Source organism: Enterocloster sp. (genome assembly GCF_057861365.1).
This window is the reverse complement of sequence record NZ_DBMACH010000003.1, coordinates 1-18976: the sequence shown is the minus strand read 5'-3', so window position 1 is coordinate 18976 and position 18976 is coordinate 1. Positions and strand designations below refer to the sequence as shown.

Sequence of the window (18976 nt, the reverse complement as noted above, 5' to 3'; positions counted from 1 at the left end):
TCTATGTGAGGCTCCCTTTTTCATACAAAAAAATCACAGAAAGGAACAGAAAACTATGATGAAAGCAATGGAAAAAAGACAGGAAGCACGAAAAAACCAGGAGAAAACTTTAAAGAGAATGATGGCTTATCAGAAGAAAGCCGAGCAGATGGTCAGCAGAAAAAGAATGAACCATCACATGATCAGAAAGGGGTAAAAGCGTATGATGAACAGAAAAGAATTTTATGAATATGTCAAAGACAATGTAAAGGAGTATCTGCCAGAGTCTTACAAGGACGCAGAAATTAAACTTCAAGAAGTAGAAAAAAACAATGGGCTGAAGCTTACTGGCATTACAATTCCAAATGGAGATCAGAGAATCGTACCGACAGTCTATCTGGATTCTCTCTATCAGGAATATATCAATGGGAAAGATGTAGATTCTTGTGTTGGTGATGTAGCTGATATGCGTATTGAAGCACAGGGTAAAGCAGAATTTTTTGATATGGGAGTTCCGGACATTTTTGATTATGAAAAAATGAAGGAAAAACTGCAGGTGAGAATCTGTGACAAGGAATGGAATACCGATCGTCTTGCTGATAAAGTAGTCACAGAACACGGAGATTTTGCAGCTTATTATGCAGTAAATCTGGAGGAAAATGGAGAAGGGATCAGCAGTATTCCGGTAACTGTTTCTCTGATGAACGAGTGGGGAGTATCTGCCGAACAGATTCAAGCGGATGCAATGACGGCAGACCGAAAACGTGGTGTCACACTTATGGATATGAATGAGATTATCAAATCTATGATTTTTGGTGAAGAACCAGAAAACCTGCTGAATGAAAAAATGGATATGGAAGCCATGGAAAAACCAATGTTCTGTCTGACAAACAAAGCTAAGATGAATGGTGCATCACTGTTACTGCAGGAAGACATTCGAAAACAGATTGGGGAATGTCTGGGTAGTGATTATTTTGTCATTCCATCTTCCATTCATGAAGTGCTGATTCTCCCTGATAACGGAATTTTTCAGGTCCCGGAATTAAATGCGATGGTAAAAGAAGTCAATGAGACACAGGTGGAAAGACAGGAGCAGCTTTCCGATAAGGTTCAGTTCTGTGATAAAAAGACCGCAGTATTGGAAAATGCTGAGCGCAGGGAGGCTCGTTTGGAGAAAGAAAAAGCAGCTGAAAAAGCGGAAGTAAAAGGTGGAATCCATGGAAAACTGGAGAAAGCCAAGGCAGAGATCAAGGCAAAAGAGGCAGACAAAACGCCAAAGAACAAGTCAAAAGATCTTGCCGCAGCATTATAAAGAGAAACAACGATGATTTTAAGGGGACTGTGCTAAGCAGTCCCTGATTTTATGAAAAGGAGTAACACATGGCAAATAAACTATATGCAATGGAACAGCTGACGGAAGAGGTGGCAAAAGATGTAGCTGCCAGTCCGCAGGAATGGATGCGGTTCCTAAACACGGCATCCAGACTGTATAAGTATACTTTTCCAGAACAGCTTTTAATTTATGCACAGCGACCGGAAGCAACTGCCGTAGCATCCATGGAAATCTGGAATCAGAAGATGTACCGCTGGATCAAAAAGGGATCCAAGGGGATTGCCTTGATTGATAATACTTCCGGACCGAAAACAAAACTTCGGTATGTATTTGATGTGCAGGACACTTATAAAGTGCGGAATCTTGGAAAGGATCCTCAGTTATGGAATCTTCCGGTGGAAGGAGAACAACTGGTGGCAGATTATCTGCAGGAGCAGTTATCACTGGAAGATATAGAAGGAGGACTTGCTGAAAGTCTGCATCAGGCAGCGAAGGAGAGTATGCAGGAATGGCTTCCAGATGCATTGGAAGAACTGAGACTGGATGTAACAGGGACATTTTTGGAAGAACTGGACGAACAGAATCAGGAAGTAGAATTCCGGGAACTGATGACCAATAGTGTCTGGTATGTATTGCTAAACCGATGTGGGCTGGATGCACAGGAATATCTGGATGCAGAGGATTTTCGGCATATTACGGACTTCAATCAGCTGAAAATATTAGGACATTTGGGAAGTGCAGTCAACGAGATCAGCAGACCAGTCCTGATGCAGATTGGACGATATGTTCTGAATGATCTGGAAAATGACCTGAAAACGGTTGCAAAAGAAAAAGAAGTAGCTTATAATGAATTTAACACGTTAATTCGTGAAAGTAATACGGATAACGCAGAAGATAGAGAAGAAAAAAAGGAGGAAACAGACTATGAGAGAGATCAGTTACAGCCAGAACGGAGAGTATCAGATTCCAGATATCAGCCTGGAAGAGACGAGAGGAACAATCGGGAAGTACGGAATGATGAGGAAAGAGTATCTGAGAAATCACAAGGTAGCCAGGTTCAACATTCTGACACTGCAGAACCGTCTGGACAGTCATCTGATGGAGATCGACAGCCAGGCAAGACAGAGAGTAGACGACCTGATGAACGAACTTCTGGAGAAAGATCCGGCACCGGACAAAATGGCAGACGGGATGGCATGGACCAGACACATGAACCAGATCAAGGCACAGGCAGAGGAGCTGGTGATTCAGGAGATTATTTACAGTTAAGTCTGTTCCCAACAGAAGAGGAACAGTTAGGAGAAATAAGGAAAGCGGCAGCTGCATTGGAACAGCCAGCCGCTTTTCTTATTTCCGATGAAGTGGTAAATGATATTCTCCGCACGGGAAGCGGACAGAAAAATACACTGTTTCATATTACAGCAAGACTGATTGAAGGTCTGGATAATGAAGAAATGCGGGGTTTTCTGAAAGATGAATATGGAACTGGTGGCAAAGGATTTACCATAGATGGTCAGAAAATCAGTATCTGGTATGACAATGATGGTATCCGTATCCGGCGAGGGGACTCTGCCAGAAGAAACTTTGACCGCATGGTTACGTGGGAAGAAGCAGCGAACAGAATTCGGGATATGTATGAGGATGGAAATTACGTGGATAATTTGATTTCCAATAATGCCATTGAACAGGAGCAGGAAGAAATGACCAATCTTCTTGCACTTCATTTTCGGGATACTTGCAGAAACTGGGAAAAGAAACAATCATATTCAGACTGGCAGGATGTAGTGAGTGGAGCATGGACAGATCAAGAGGAAGCAGATGCGATTGTCTATCGTTTTGAATGGCTGCAGAAATATATGGATGAGAATCCGGGAGATTATCACCGCTGGGAGATTCAGCATAATCCGGAATATTTCCAACGCTTTCAGGATCTTCAGAGGGAGCGTTCCTGGGTAGACCAGAAATTTACGGTCGAACGTCCGGCACTATCCTTTATCACACAGGATGAAATTGACGCAGTGTTAAGAAGAGGCGGCATTACTGCAGGAGGACGTAACCGAATCTATGAGTATTTCATGGAACATCATGATATGAAAGATGCAGCTGAGTTCCTGAAAAATGAGTATGGAACAGGTGGTTCCTCACCCGGAATACCAGGAGCAGATGCTTCCGACGCATCCCATGATGCAAAAGGATTAAAACTTGCAAAAGGGAAAATTGGCAGTCCAGAGGTAGAAGTTTTATTAAAGTGGAACAAGGTTGCAGAACGTGTTCGCCAGTTAATCCGCACAGATGATTATTTGTCACCGGAAGAAATGGAAAAGTACGAAGAACGACAGGAAGCACAAAGACTGGCAGATTTGGAAGAAGCACAGCAGATGTTAGGAGAACAGCTGGAGCAGGATACTTTGACAGCGGAAGATATAACTGATTTGCGATTAGTTGATTCAGAATATATGTCTGGTACCAGAACAAAAATCCACGATTTTGATTGCAAAGTTAAGGGAGAAGCGAATCGACTTCAATACACATTAGAATATCATGATGATGGAGAAGGTTTCACGATTCATACGGAAAAAGATGATATTTGGAATCGAATGTCAACACAAGAATTGGAACGTCTGGATGTAAAACTCGGACAAGAAGTACTTTATTATCATTATCACAACAAAACTGTAAATGCGGATACTTTAGATGAATTACGGGAAATCAGGGAAGAAATTATGGAGGAAGAGTCCTCGTATTTTACTGCTATTTCTCAACGTGTGTGGACAGATTATGATAAAAAAGAAAAAGAATTATCTGGAGAAGTTGAGGTATCGAAAGAAAAAGAATCTTTGGAAGAGATTAACGGAATATCAGAAACGATTCCAGCAACGAACTTCCGCATCACAGATGATGAGCTTGGACAGGGTACAGCAAAAGAAAAGTTCCGTGCCAATATCATGGCTATCCAGTTGTTAAAGAAATGTGAGGATGAGAATCGCAATGCAACACCGGAAGAACAGGAAATCTTATCCAGGTACGTTGGCTGGGGAGGTCTTGCAGATGCATTTGATGAGACAAAAGCTGCATGGGAGACAGAATATTTGGAATTAAAGACGGTTCTTACACCAGAGGAATATGCTGCAGCCAGAGCTTCCACCTTAAATGCTCATTATACACAGCCGATTGTGATTGAAAGTATGTATCAGGTGTTGGAGAATCTGGGATTTACAAAAGGAAATATTCTGGAGCCGTCTATGGGAGTTGGTAACTTCTTTGGAATGCTTCCGGAGAATCTAAACCAGTCCAAACTCTATGGTGTGGAACTGGACAGCATCAGTGGTAGAATTGCAAAGTTGCTCTATCCAGATGCCAATATTCAGATTAAAGGTTTTGAGAAGACAGATTATCCTAATGATTTTTTTGATGTGGCGATTGGAAATGTGCCATTTGGTGCATACAAGGTCAATGACCGTCAGTATGATCGCTACAATTTCATGATTCATGATTACTTTCTCGCCAAGACGATAGATCAGTTACGTCCAGGCGGCGTGGCTGCGCTGATCACAACAAAGGGAACCATGGATAAAGCATCACCGGAAGTTCGGAAATATCTGGCAGAGCGGGCAGACCTGCTGGGCGCAATCCGACTGCCGAACACAGCTTTTAAGGCAAATGCAGGAACAGAAGTCAGTGCTGATATCCTGTTTTTCCAGAAGAGGGAAAGCCTTACGAAAGAAATGCCGGAATGGATAAATCTGGATAGTGATGTCAATGGCATTACAGTCAATCAGTATTTTGTTCAGCATCCGGAAATGATTCTGGGTGAGATGAAAGAAGTGTCCGGTCCGTATGGTATGGAAACAACCTGTGCTCCAATGGAAGGAGCTGATTTAGAATTACAGTTAGCAGAAGCAGTGAAACACATCAAGGGAAGCATGGCACCGGTAGTAGATGTGGAGACAGAACTGGATGAGATGCCAGAGAGTATTCCAGCAGATCCAAATGTGCGAAATTACAGTTATACGGTGGTAGATGATCAGGTATATTACCGTGTCAACTCTTTGATGAATCAGGTGAAAATGCCTGCCGCTACTGCAGAACGTGTAAAAGGGATGGTTGCAATCCGTGATACTGTCCGAGAGCTGATCGCTTTGCAGATGGAGGAAAACGTCACAGATGAAGAAATCCAGAAACAGCAGGAAAAACTGAATCAGGTATATGATACCTACACGGTAAAGTATGGAGTCATTGGAAGTAATGCCAACAAACGGGCATTTTCTGATGACTCTTCTTATTGTCTGCTGTGTTCCCTGGAAGACTTGAATGAAGATGGAACATTGAAGCGGAAAGCGGACATGTTCACCAAACGAACCATCAAAAAGGCGGTTGCTGTGACAAGTGTGGAGACAGCCACAGAAGCACTTGCTCTGTCTTTAAATGAAAGGGCTAAAGTAGATCTCCCATATATGGCACAGCTGACCGGAAAGACCGAAGAGAAAATTACAGAAGAGCTGGTTGGAGTTATCTTCAAAAATCCACTGACAGACCAGTGGGAAAGCGGAGATGAATATCTCTCCGGAAATGTTAGGGATAAATTAAATACTGCGAGAACTTTTGCAGAGAATCATCCGGAATTCACATCGAATGTGCGTGCACTAGAGGCAGTTCAGCCGAGAGATCTGGAAGCATCGGAGATTGAAGTGCGTATTGGAGCTACCTGGATTGAACCTTCGGATTATCAGGATTTTATGCAAGAAACATTGCATACACCATGGTATCTGCTTCAAAAAGAAATACAGGTGAAATTCTCTGAGGTAAATGGTGAGTGGAGGATTACAGGAAAGAATGCCGACAGTCCCCAAAATGCGTTTGCCTATGCAACGTATGGAACTGAGAGAGCAAATGCCTATAAGATTCTGGAAGATACCCTGAACCTGAAAGATGTACGCATCTATGATAAGAGTGTCAATGAAAATGGTGATGAGATCCGTGTCCTTAATAAGAAAGAAACCATGCTGGCATCACAGAAGCAGGATGCCATGAAAGCAGCATTTAAGGACTGGATTTTTAAAGACCAGCAGAGACGTGAACGACTGGTAAAGGTGTACAATGAACGATTTAATAGCATCCGTCCCCGTGAATATGATGGCAGTCATTTGACTTTCCCAGGAATGAATCCGGAAATAGAACTTCGTCCACACCAGAAAAATGCAGTTGCACACCAGCTTTACGGAGACAATGTACTTCTGGCACATGTAGTAGGAGCTGGGAAGACCTACGAAATGGTAGCGGCGGCAATGGAAAGTAAAAGACTGGGATTATCACAGAAGAATCTCTTTGTCGTGCCAAACCATTTGACGGAGCAGTGGGGTGCAGAATTCCTACAGTTATATCCGGGAGCCAATATCCTGGTTGCAACCAAGAAAGATTTTGAACCAGCAAACCGAAAGAAGTTCTGTGCCCGGATCGCTATGGGAAATTATGATGCTATTATCATTGGACATTCCCAGTTTGAGCGTATTCCAATCTCTGATGAACGTCAGGAAGCCATGTTACGGAAGCAGATTGATGATCTGGAAATGGCAATTCAGAGTGCAAGGTATGAACAGGATGGCGGACATTATACCGTCAAACAGATTGAAAAGACCAGAAAGACACTGCAGACAAGGCTGGAAAAACTGAATCAGAAAGAGAAAAAAGATCAGGTAGTTACGTTTGAAGAACTGGGAGTGGATCACTTGTATGTAGATGAAGCACACAGCTATAAAAATGCGTTTCTTTATACAAAAATGAGAAATGTAGCCGGGATTGCACAGAACGAAGCACAGAAGTCGGCAGATATGTTCAATAAATGTCAGTATCTGGACGAGATTACAGGAGGAAAAGGCATTACTTTTGCTACAGGCACACCAATCAGTAACAGCATGACGGAATTATATGTTATGCAGCGGTATCTGCAGAACAGTAAATTACAAAATATGGGACTTGGACTGTTTGATTCCTGGGCTTCTACCTTTGGAGAAGTTGTCACGAGCATCGAACTTGCACCGGAAGGAACTGGATATCGAGCAAAATCAAGATTCGCCAGATTCTATAATATCCCAGAACTGATGAATATGTTCAAGGAGATTGCAGATATTAAGACTTCCGATCAATTAAAGCTTCCAGTGCCGGAAGCGGAATATGAAACAGTGGTGCTGAAACCAACAGAACAGCAGAAAGAAATCGTAGAAAGTCTGGGAGAACGTGCAGAAGTTGTCAGAAACGGCGGGGTAGATGCCTCGGTTGATAATATGCTGAAAATTACCAATGACGGAAGGAAGTTAGCACTGGATCAGCGTTTGGTGAACGAATTATTGCCAGATAATCCGGAAAGTAAAATAGCAGTCTGTGCAGAGAAAAGCTATGAAATCTGGAAAGATACAGCAGAACAGAAATCAGCACAGTTGATTTTCTGTGATTTGAGCACACCAAAAGGCGATGGCAGTTTTAATGTCTACGATGATCTGAAACGGAAGCTGATGGAAAAAGGAGTGCCGGAAAAAGAGATTGCGTTTATTCATGATGCAAATACAGAAGCAAAGAAGACGGAGCTGTTTGGAAAAGTAAAATCCGGACAGGTTCGTTTTTTGATTGGTTCAACTGCAAAAATGGGCGCTGGAACCAATGTGCAGGACCGTTTGATTGCTCTGCATCATCTGGATATTGGCTGGAAACCGTCTGACTTGGAACAGAGGGAAGGACGTATCATCCGTCAGGGAAACCATAATAAAAAGGTTCATATCTTCCGATATGTAACAGAATCCACATTCGACAGTTATATGTGGCAGTTGATTGAGAATAAGCAGAAATTTATTTCTCAGATTATGACCAGCAAAGCACCTGTGCGAAGTTGCGAAGATGTGGATGAAGCGGCACTTTCCTATGCAGAGGTCAAGGCACTTGCAACCGGAAATCCAGCAGTAAAAGAGAAGATGGCATTGGATGTGGATGTGGCGAAATTAAAGCTTTTAAAAGCGAACCACATGAATAACCAATACCGACTGGAAGATGATATTGCAAGGAATTTCCCGCAACAGATTGCAAAACTGACGGAGATTATTGCCAGCTACAAGGCAGATATCGCTCATTTTTCTGAGCATAAAATTACAGATCCAGAGCAGTTTTCTATGGAAATCAGTGGCAAAGTGTTCACAGAAAAGAAAGAGGCAGGTATGGCACTTCTGGCGGTCTGCAAAGACATTAAGTCTGTAGATGTAACTATGGACATTGGAAGCTATCAGGGATTCAACATGAGAATCCAATTCGACAGCTGGAGCAAAGAGTTTATCCTGTCTGTAAAGCATGAATCGGTAGCTAAAGTTCGGTTGGGGGCAGATGCCCTAGGAAATATCATTCGTATCAATAATCTTTTGGAAAGCTATCCGGAGAAACTGGCAGAAGCAGAGCAACGGCTGGAAACGGTACAGGAGCAACTGGCAAATGCCAAAGAGGAAGTCGGGAAGCCATTTCCAAAAGAAGAGGAACTGAACCAAAAACTGGAGCGTCTGTCAGAACTAAATGCACTTCTCAATATGGATGAGCGAGAAGATACAGAAACAGAGCAGTCGGAATCAAAAGAGAAAGAAGAAAGACCGGCACGAGGTTCTATCCATGAGAAGCTGCAGATTTATAAAGAAAAGAGTCAGCGGGAAAGTGAAAGTGGCAAGGAAACCAGAAAACGGGACTTCGGTTTGGAATAAGTAAACAGGAAAGATGGCATAATTTGGTAGAAGAAGGTTCTGCCGGTTATGCCATTTTTTAGAACACAGGAGGAATTTGAATGGCGAGAAATATGATAACAGGAAAAGAAACGCAGAAAATGCAGGAATATACGCAGGAACAGATAGACCGTGCAGAACACATGGAAATAGAGATTCCAGCGGATGTAAAGGAACAGATTTTTGAATATGCAAATCTGATTGGTGAGGAAGAAAAAGTAAGGATGTTGGTAAGAACCCTTTCTGATGCACTCAGCCAGAAAGACAATGATAAAGTCGAGGAACTTCTGGATGATGCAAAAATGGATATTCAGGACTTACCAGATCCAACCATCGGCAAGCTGGAATTACGTGATTATGGATATACAGCAGAAGACATGGTGCCGCTCAGAAAAGAAGCAGCCTTAGATTATCACAGGATGGGTTCTAAGATTTATTGCTTGGGCAGCGATGGCGGTAAGGGAGAGTATGCAAGTAAGGAAATGATACAGGCACATGAAGGTCTGTTTGGCATGGAATCACAGATGTGGGAACGGATAAGGAATCAGGATCTGGATTATGCAGACGAAGATTTTGGAGTATTTCAGGAACCGATGAGTGTGATCAATCAGGAAGAAGCACTGAAATTATACGATGCCGGAGCAGATATCTATCTGATCACTAATTTTTCGTCACCGATCTATGTCACGGAACGCATGGAAATTGAACGAGGACCAGAGCATTATCAGATGTCCATGGCAGAACTGGAGCGTTTCCGTAACCTGGAATGGGAAATGCAGAAATATCCACAGATTCAGTCTTTGAAAGAGGCAAACCTGTTGTTAGGAACTAGGCGAACCTTTGGTATTTATCAGATCAAGGATGATTCACCGGGCGAAAACTATGCATTTATGAATATGCGCTTTATTGAAAGTCATGGTATGCAGATAAAAAAAGAAGATTATAAGCTGGTCTATGTTGGAGACTTATCGGGAAATATGTCACTGGGAGATATTTTTGAAAGGTTCAACATTGACAGACCGGAAGACTTCCGAGGACATTCCCTGTCTGTCAGTGATATCGTAGTTCTGAATGACGGGGAAAAAGTAACAGCTCATTTTGTAGACAGTATCAGTTTTGAACAACTGGATTCTTTCCTGAATCTGGAAGAACAGGTTCTTAGTGAACTGGCATATGAGGTAGGAGAACGTTACTTTGCTATTCAGAGAACAGAAGAAGGATACGATTATTCCTTTTACGATGAAGATTTCCGTCTGATGGATGGTGGCGTCTATGAAAATGATGAAATTTCTATTAAAGAAGCGGCAGAGGAACTTCTGGAAGACGAAGGCTGGACTGGAGAACGCATCCGTGGAGATTATGATCAGCTGATGGAAAAAGTAGAAGAAATGGATGAGGTTGTAATGGCGGAGATTCAGAACAGCCAGGGAGAATATAAGCCGTTGGCAAAGGTGGAGGAACTGGAAGAGGTGAATTATAACATGATTGATAATGTCCTCAATAATATGCCGCCGAAGAAAGAACCGTATCTGGAATACTTTGCGGCAGAATGCGATGAGTTCCATGATATGGGGGCTTATGAAAAAAGTACCGATGTTAATCAAATTGCTGCAGTCTATGAAAAATATAGGGAGAATCCTGAAAATGCCTATCGAGTATGCAGTATGGGGATTATCTATCGTGATCCGGAAGACAGCTTTTATGATGAGGCTGAATTTTCTATTGTAAAGGGAAATACGGTTCACGGTGATTATATGGATGATATTCGATTCTTTGGAGAACTTCCAATAATTCGGGAAGGTATAGAGAAGATTCATGAAGCATTGCCGGACTATAAATATGTACCCATGCGGGATGTCAGGGAAGCAATGTATCCAGAGAAAATGAACACAGAACAGCTGGCAGAGGCACTGGATGAGATCGCAGAAGCTTTTGATCCGTATGAATATCGGGATAATGTGGAGCCGGGAGAGAACACGGTACAAGAGGTAATGCTGGATTTGCAGAGTGGTAATACGCATTCTTATATTTCTTATTTGAAGGACATTGTAGAGGAAGAATGTGATCTGTCAGTCCGTGCTGGAGTATTGGTCGAGCGATTGAAGTCCTATGAACCGGAACTTCCAAAAGATATGGAGCCGATGGTGTATGTGAATTATTGTGAGAAAAGTGAGTTGGGGAGTCCAAGATATCAAAAGTTATCTGATCTGGATTCCAAAACCGTAGAACAGGACAAAGCCTGGTATGCTGACCGTGATCCAAACACCAACGAACCAAAAACGACAGCACAGATGTTTTTTACAGTATATTATGCTGAGAAGGGTGATAAGATGCTGCACCATTTTCAAGGTAAGATAGAGATTGGTACCGGAAACGGTGGTATCATCAGTCAGTTAAAGATGCAGAATGAAATGAAATTGACAGATGAAAGCTGGATTAGTTATCAGCAAGGAAAAGGTAATGAAGAGTATCAGAAGTATATGGAAGATCTGACGGATATGCAGAATCATGTTCTGCCGTATTTGCAGAGCTTTTGCAGTCTGGAAGAAAAAGGTGTGAAGGAGAGACGAGAACAGCAGGTGACAGAGAAAAATGAGAGTAGAGAAGCTGTGTCAAGAGCCGGCGTTGAAGCAAATACAGCAGTTAAGGACGCAGGGAAAGCTGAAAGAAAGCCAGTAGCACAAAAGAGAGCAATGACGGGAAAAGAGAAGAAACCATCAATCCATGAACGCTTGGAAATCAATAAGAAAATTATCCAGGAAAAGCAGGGAAAAGATAAGCTGGAGAGAGGGGCTGATTTGGGTGTAAGATAAACAATAAAGCCTGGTAGATGATTTTAAAAGATTATTTACCAGGTGTTTTTGTGAAAATCTTAGAAAACAATAACAAATCAAACAACCTAGAAGAAAACTTAATTTTGGTTGAAACTATTCCGATAAAAGAATATACTTATAATAGGCTTGTTGTATCGTTTGGAGGAAAATTATGGATTATATAACAACGATCGAAATGTCAAAAATATGGGGAATTTCATCTAGAAGAATTTCTCTTTTATGTAGCCAGGGAAGAGTGCCTGGAGCAGAGAAAAAGGGAAAGACTTGGCTAATACCAAAAGATGCGGTAAAGCCAACAGATCCTCGAAAGAAAAACAGATGACGTATTGGAGGTTATAATGCTTATGGGAAGACCAGAAGATTCCAGCGCTTGTGCACTTCACAAGACTTGGATATACCTATATGTCAATTAAAGATGAAGTAGAAAGGAAAGTACCATGACAAAGGATGAAGTAAAAAAACTCTGGATGGACAGTCCGGAATCACTACAGTTTTTAAATAATGCTACAAAATTTTATAATTTAATGATGATGTATCGTTGTGCTATTCGGGAGATACAAACTAAACTTGAGGTTTTGGATGATGAATTTTCAGTTGAGAACAATCGAAATCCTATTTCTTTTATAAAAACAAGGATTAAGAAGCCCAATAGTATTTACAATAAATTGCAGAAAATGGGACATGATTTTACAACAGAAAATATACAGACATATTTAAATGATGTAGCAGGCGTTCGAATAGTTTGTGCGTTTATTGACGATATTTATATGATATCAGATTTGATTACCCAACAGGATGATATTAAAGTTATTGAAATAAAAGATTATATAAAAAATCCAAAACCAAATGGTTATCGAAGCTATCATATGATTGTTGAAATACCAGTATTTTTTGCTAAGGGTAAAACACCTATGCGTGTAGAATTACAGATCCGAACCAATGGTATGGATTTCTGGGCAACATTGGAACATCAACTTCGCTATAAAAAAGGAATTGAAGAAATGCCTGGTTATGATGAGATAAGTGAAGAATTACTTCATTCTGCAAGATTTATCATTGAAGCGGATAATGAAATGCAGAGAATAAAAGACAAAATTGGTATGTTTCATGAAATTTAGGCAGAAAACTGAGCAAGTAGGAAGGTGGAATATATATGAAGCAAGATACTTTAGAGGGCAAAGCAAAAACAAAAAATGGGGTAAAACGGCTGTGTTTTTCCATAGTCTGCATTCTTCTGGAAGTAATTTTTATTATTACTATCGTAACACGCTTGAATGAATATGCAGAAATTATAAATTTATTTACAAGGATTTTGAGTGGAATCTTGGTTTTGGGATTGTACGCATCAGATAAGACCTCTTCTATGAAAATGCCGTGGGTCATCTTAATTCTAATCTTCCCAATTATGGGTGTAGGCCTGTATTTGTTGATTGGTTTGAATGGTGGCACACATAAAATGCGTGAGCGATATGCAGAAATTGATAGCAAATTGTTACCAATGCTTCCGGACAGTCAGGAGTGTTTGAGCAAAATAAAAGAAACAATTCCGAAAGCAGGAAATATAGCAAGTTACATACAAAGAAATTCGCAGTATCCAATCTATCAGAATACGGATATTGTGTATTTTGATGAAGCAGTGAAAGGATTAGAGGCACAGATTAAGGATTTGGAGAAAGCACAGAAGTTTATCTTTATGGAATATCATGCGATAGAAGACGCTGAAGCATGGCATAAGATTCAAGATGTTCTGGAAGAGCGAGTAAAAGCAGGTGTGGAAGTTAGAGTATTCTACGATGATATGGGTTCTATAGGCTTTATTAACACAGATTTTGTGAAAAAGATGGAGGCAATAGGAATTCATTGCCGTGTATTCAATCCGTTTATGCCAGGTTTAAATCTGTTTTTGAACAATCGTGATCATAGAAAAATAACAGTTATTGATGGAAAAGTCGGATTTACAGGTGGATATAATCTAGCAAACGAATATTTTAATTACACACACCCGTATGGACAGTGGAAAGATACAGGTATTCGTTTAGAAGGAGATGCTGTTCAGTCGCTTACAGTGACATTTTTAGAAATGTGGAATGCTGTTAGTGAAAAAGCTACGAATGATACTGATTTTAGTAAATACATTATTCATTATGATTATAAAGCACAGCAAACAGGTTTTGTTCAGCCTTATGCAGACAGTCCTATGGATAATGAGCAGGTCGGAGAAGAAGTTTATATCAGTATGATAAATAAAGCTGAAAAATATTGTTGGTTTATGACTCCATATCTAATCATAACAGATGAAATGACGCATGCGTTATGTCTGGCTGCTAAGCGAGGGGTAGACGTAAGAATTATCACACCTGGTATCCCTGATAAAAAATTCATTTATAATATAACTCGTTCTTTTTATCATGGATTAGTTAAACATGGTGTTCGTGTTTATGAGTGGACTCCTGGTTTCTGCCATGCAAAAATGAGTGTGGCAGATGACTGTATGGCAACTTGTGGAACAATTAATCTGGATTATCGAAGTTTATATCACCATTTTGAAAACGGCTGTTTTATGGCAGATTGTCAGGCAGTTGTGGAAATAAAAAATGATCTGATAAGAACGATGGGAGAATGTCGTGATGTGACAGACCAATATCAAACCGGACGAAGTGCATATTTGCGACTGGGACAATTATTTATGAGATTATTTGCTGGATTGCTATAAGAATCTGATGAAACGACCTTTCAAAAAACAGTTGATTTAGAAGTTAACTGTTTTTGAAAGGCCGTTTTTGCTATATCTAACAGTCTGTTGTACAAAGAAGATTTTGCATGGATGAAAAAACAAACCTTGTTGAGGTTAAATTGAGTTTTCCATTGTATTGTATTGCTAATGAATAAGAATAAGAAAAAGAACAGACAATGCTGAATGCACTGGAAACAAGAATATCTGAGTATAGTATGTAAGTTCGTAACAGAATGAAAGGAGCGATTCAAATGAGCAATTTGGAAAATTATATGAAACAGCAAGCAATTTTTTGTGAACAAAATGATAGCATTAGTAAGAATCTGTATTCAGAGTATGGTGTAAAAAGAGGCTTACGAGATGAAAAAGGCCAAGGTGTGTTGACGGGGCTTACAAATATTTCTGATATAAAAGCTTTTGAATATCGTGATGGAGTAAAGAGTCCATGTGATGGCGAGTTATCTTATCGTGGTTATAATATAAAAGATTTAGTAACAGGAAGTAAAGGAAAAAGGTTTGTCTTTGAAGAAGGAGCATATCTTCTTTTATTCGGAGAATTGCCAACTGATACACAGTTAATGGAATTTCAGGGAAGACTATCTGATTGTATGGAACTACCGACTAACTTTACCAGAGATGTCATTATGAAAGCACCTACATCAGATATTATGGGTTCTATGACTCGAAGTATTCTTACATTGGGCTCTTACGATAAGGAGAAAGAAAGTCTTGAAATTCCGAATGTGCTAAGGCAGAGTATGCAGTTGATCGCAGCATTTCCTATGTTAGCAGTATATGCATACCATGCTTATTGTCATTATGAAAAAAACGAAAGTATGTATATTCATAGACCTGAAAAAGATTTATCTATTGCTGAAAATTTCCTGCGCCTATTAAGACCAGATACAAAATTCACAGAACTGGAAGCAAGAGTACTGGATATAGCATTATTGTTACATATGGAACATGGTGGTGGTAACAATTCTACATTCACTACACGGGTAGTAACATCTTCAGGTTCAGATACTTATTCTGTTATTTCAGCAGCAATGTCATCCTTAAAAGGAAAAAAACATGGCGGTGCAAATCTGATGGTAATGAATATGATGGATGATATTAAAAGTCATGTGAAAGATTATGAAGACGAAGAGGAAATTGCATCATATCTGAGTAAGATTTTGAAGAAAGAGGCGTTTGATCAGAAAGGACTTATTTATGGAATGGGACATGCTGTATATTCTATTTCAGATCCGAGAGAAAGGGTGTTCAAAGGCTTTGTAGAACAACTCGCAAGGGATAAAGGACGTGAGAAAGATATGACCCTTTATAACAATATTGAGAAGATTGCACCTAAGTTGATTGCAAAGCAGCGTCAGATATTCAAAGGAGTAAGTCCTAATATAGATTTCTATAGTGGTTTTGTGTATGACATGTTGAATATTCCAAGAGAATTGTACACGCCATTATTTGCGATAGCAAGAATTGCTGGTTGGAGTGCACATCGCCTGGAAGAATTGATAACTACAGATAAGATCATTCGCCCGGCATATAAGAGTCTAGTCAGCAAAAAAGAATATATAGAAAGAGAGGAACGATAATATGGGAGCAGGAACCAGTGCAGAGGAGTTTTTTTTAAAGAGCATCAATGTTGAAAGTATATTTGAATTTGTTGAAAGAACAGATTATTTGTTTCTTTATAGTATAAAGGAATGTGTTGAAAAATCAGACTGTCATGAAGGAGTATATCTTTCAGAAGTGGCAGAATACATGAAATTATCGATTCCAGAAACATCTAAGATGGTAAAAAGTCTTGAAAATAAAGGATATATTATCTGGAAATTAGATGAAAAAAAAGAAAGAACATACCTTGTTTTGACGAACAAGGCAATTGAATTAAGTAATTGTCAGAAAGAAAAAATGATAGAAGCTTATGAAAAAATCATATCGAATATACAAGAAGATGACCTGGCAGTTACACGGTGTACATTGAGAAAAATCCGACAGCTTATGGAAGAAATAAAATAGTGATTAATACAACGGAGTAAGAAAAGCTCCTTCATATATTAGAATAAAAATATGACTGTTTCATTAAAAAGAAGTCGGTCATATTTTTTATGAAAAATAAATTTTGTTGAGGTTAAATTGAGATTGACTTTGTATTGTATAAGTATGAAATAAAAAGGAATCAGGTGATGTACAATGAAAAAGCATAAAATATGTAAAATCCTTCTTGTTATACTGGCAATTTTTTTATGTGTGGCTTTTTATGAATTGCTCGGAATCTGCGTTGCATATAAAAAGCAGCCGGAAGTGTCCAATACAACCAAAAAAGAAACAAAAAATGGGTCATGGAACGAATGCAGTGAAAATACAGAACGGGCAGTAATCATAGAAAAGAATCCAGAAGCGCTTTTACAAAGAGTGCGTTTGATCAAGAATGCAAAAAAGGAAATTATTCTTTCTACTTTTGCATTTCAATCCGATGAAAGTGGAAAATTGATTTTAGGAGCACTGCATGATGCGGCAGACAGAGGTGTACATATTCGTCTGTTAGTAGATGGAATGGAGAGCTGGATTGATATGGAAGGAAATCCGTATTTCTATGGATTATCTTCCCATGAGAATGTTGAAATTAAACTGTATAATAAGGCCAATCCGTTGAAACCGTGGAAAATGATGGGTAGAATGCATGATAAATATTTGATTGCAGATGGAAAGAGATATATTCTTGGGGGAAGAAATACATACAATTATTTCCTGGGTGATTTTCCGGGACATAAGAACTATGACAGAGACGTGTTGGTTGTTTGCAATGAACCTGAGAAAGAAAATTCAGTTAACCAGTTGTTAGATTATTTTGAAACTATATGGGATCAGGAAGACAGTGGTTATTTTCATAACAATAAAAAACTGGCAAATAGAAAATCTGTAAAGAACGCAGTTTTAGAGCTGCAGAATGGCTATCAGAAATATTTTGAAGAGAATAAGGAAAGAATCTGCGATACCGATTATACGGACGAAACTTTTGAGACAGAAAAGATTGCATTAGTGTCAAATCCTATTCACACAGGTTCCAAAGAACCGGTAGTGTGGTATCAGTTGGGAAAATTGATGAAAAATGCAAAAGATCGTGTGAAGATCCACACGCCATATATTATCTGCAATGATATGATGTATAATACATGGAAAGAGATTGCAGAGAATGTTTCAGATTTTTCAATCATGACAAATTCAGTTGCGAATAATGGGAATCCATTTGGGTCAGCCGATTATGCGAAAAACAGAAACAGAATCTTAAGTACAGGAATTGATATCTGGGAATATGAAGGCGGTTATTCATACCACGGAAAAAGTATTCTAATTGATGATGATTTGTCTGTAATCGGTTCCTTTAATATGGACATGAGAAGTGCTTATCTGGATACGGAACTGATGCTTGTAATACGCAGTAAAGATATTAATAAACAGTTGGAAGAGGGCATGATGGAATATGAAAAAGTGTCCCGCCAGGTATTGGAAGACGGAACTTATAATGATCCATATCATGTAGAGCCAATCGAATTAACAAAGAAACGTCAGAGAAAAATATTTTTGGTACAGCATCTGCTTGGATGGGCAAGGTATCTGTTTTAATAAGGAGGAAGGAAAAAGTGTTTCAAATATTGATTGTAGAAGATGATAAAGAATTAAGCCAGCTATTCCAAAAAGTGCTTGAGAAGAATGGATATCAAGTCAAAAGTGCATCGGATGGAGCACAGGCATTAGAAGTATTGGATAAGGAATATATTGATCTGATCATTTCTGATATTATGATGCCGGTTATGGATGGCTATGAACTGGTGTCAGAACTTCGTTCAGCAGGATATCAGATACCAGTGCTTATGATCACTGCGAAAGGTTCCTTTGATGATATGCGCCAGGGATTTCTTTCGGGAAGTGACGATTATATGGTAAAACCGGTAAATGTGAATGAAATGGTTTTAAGAGTCGGAGCACTGCTTCGCCGTGCACAGATACTGAATGAACACAAAATTGTGATCGGTTCAACAGAGTTTGATTATGATGCAATGACGGTTACAACTGATAAGGAAAGTCTTGTTTTGCCTAAAAAAGAATTCCTGCTTTTATATAAGCTTGCAGCTTCGCCAGGCAGAACATTTACAAAACAACAGTTGATGGATGAAGTATGGGGATACGAGACGGAGGCAGACCCACATACGATAGAGGTACATATAGGAAGAATCAGAGAGCGTTTGAAAGATAACCCTGATTTTGAAATCGTAACAATGCGTGGAATTGGATACAAGGTGGTGAAAAAATAATGGAACAAAAGAAAGAAAAAGGATTG

11 protein-coding genes are annotated in these 18976 nt (G+C 39.6%); all 11 read left to right on the top strand.

Annotation, left to right across the window (positions count from 1 at the left end; translation table 11 throughout):
• The first annotated feature begins 55 nt into the window (after positions 1-55).
• The 11 genes from ACZM6M_RS04155 (at position 56) to ACZM6M_RS04105 (ending at position 18950) form a co-directional block, all read left to right on the top strand.
• Positions 56-196: a hypothetical protein gene (locus ACZM6M_RS04155; protein WP_005344203.1), complete on the top strand. Its 141-nt coding sequence runs from the start codon at positions 56-58 to the stop codon at positions 194-196.
• A gap of 6 nt (positions 197-202) precedes the next feature.
• Positions 203-1291 (top strand): DUF5688 family protein, encoded by a 1089-nt coding sequence (locus tag ACZM6M_RS04150; protein WP_118576012.1) that lies wholly within the window; start codon positions 203-205, stop codon positions 1289-1291.
• Between the two features lie 68 nt (positions 1292-1359).
• On the top strand, positions 1360-9042 hold the full coding sequence (locus ACZM6M_RS04145) for a DEAD/DEAH box helicase family protein (protein WP_489489775.1): 7683 nt from the start codon (positions 1360-1362) through the stop codon (positions 9040-9042).
• A gap of 80 nt (positions 9043-9122) precedes the next feature.
• Positions 9123-11873, top strand: coding sequence for a YodL domain-containing protein (locus tag ACZM6M_RS04140; protein ID WP_175301083.1), 2751 nt, complete (start codon positions 9123-9125; stop codon positions 11871-11873).
• 172 nt (positions 11874-12045) lie between these two features.
• Entirely contained in the window at positions 12046-12216 is a 171-nt protein-coding gene (locus tag ACZM6M_RS04135; RefSeq protein ID WP_008371604.1) for a helix-turn-helix domain-containing protein, read from the top strand.
• 115 nt (positions 12217-12331) lie between these two features.
• Positions 12332-13012, top strand: a complete 681-nt coding sequence (locus tag ACZM6M_RS04130) for a GTP pyrophosphokinase (RefSeq protein WP_489489772.1) — start codon at positions 12332-12334, stop codon at positions 13010-13012.
• A 35-nt stretch (positions 13013-13047) separates the two neighbouring features.
• Positions 13048-14607: a cardiolipin synthase gene (gene cls / locus ACZM6M_RS04125; RefSeq protein WP_489489770.1), complete on the top strand. Its 1560-nt coding sequence runs from the start codon at positions 13048-13050 to the stop codon at positions 14605-14607.
• 254 nt (positions 14608-14861) lie between these two features.
• Complete coding sequence (locus ACZM6M_RS04120) at positions 14862-16226, top strand: citrate/2-methylcitrate synthase (RefSeq protein WP_172679323.1); 1365 nt, start codon at positions 14862-14864, stop codon at positions 16224-16226.
• A 1-nt stretch (position 16227) separates the two neighbouring features.
• Entirely contained in the window at positions 16228-16653 is a 426-nt protein-coding gene (locus tag ACZM6M_RS04115) for a MarR family winged helix-turn-helix transcriptional regulator (protein ID WP_006858455.1), read from the top strand.
• A 174-nt stretch (positions 16654-16827) separates the two neighbouring features.
• Complete coding sequence (locus ACZM6M_RS04110) at positions 16828-18261, top strand: phospholipase D family protein (protein ID WP_412355933.1); 1434 nt, start codon at positions 16828-16830, stop codon at positions 18259-18261.
• Positions 18240-18950, top strand: coding sequence for a response regulator transcription factor (locus ACZM6M_RS04105; RefSeq protein WP_489489766.1), 711 nt, complete (start codon positions 18240-18242; stop codon positions 18948-18950). The genes ACZM6M_RS04110 and ACZM6M_RS04105 overlap by 22 nt, the downstream gene beginning before the upstream one ends.
• The last annotated feature ends 26 nt before the right edge of the window (positions 18951-18976 follow it).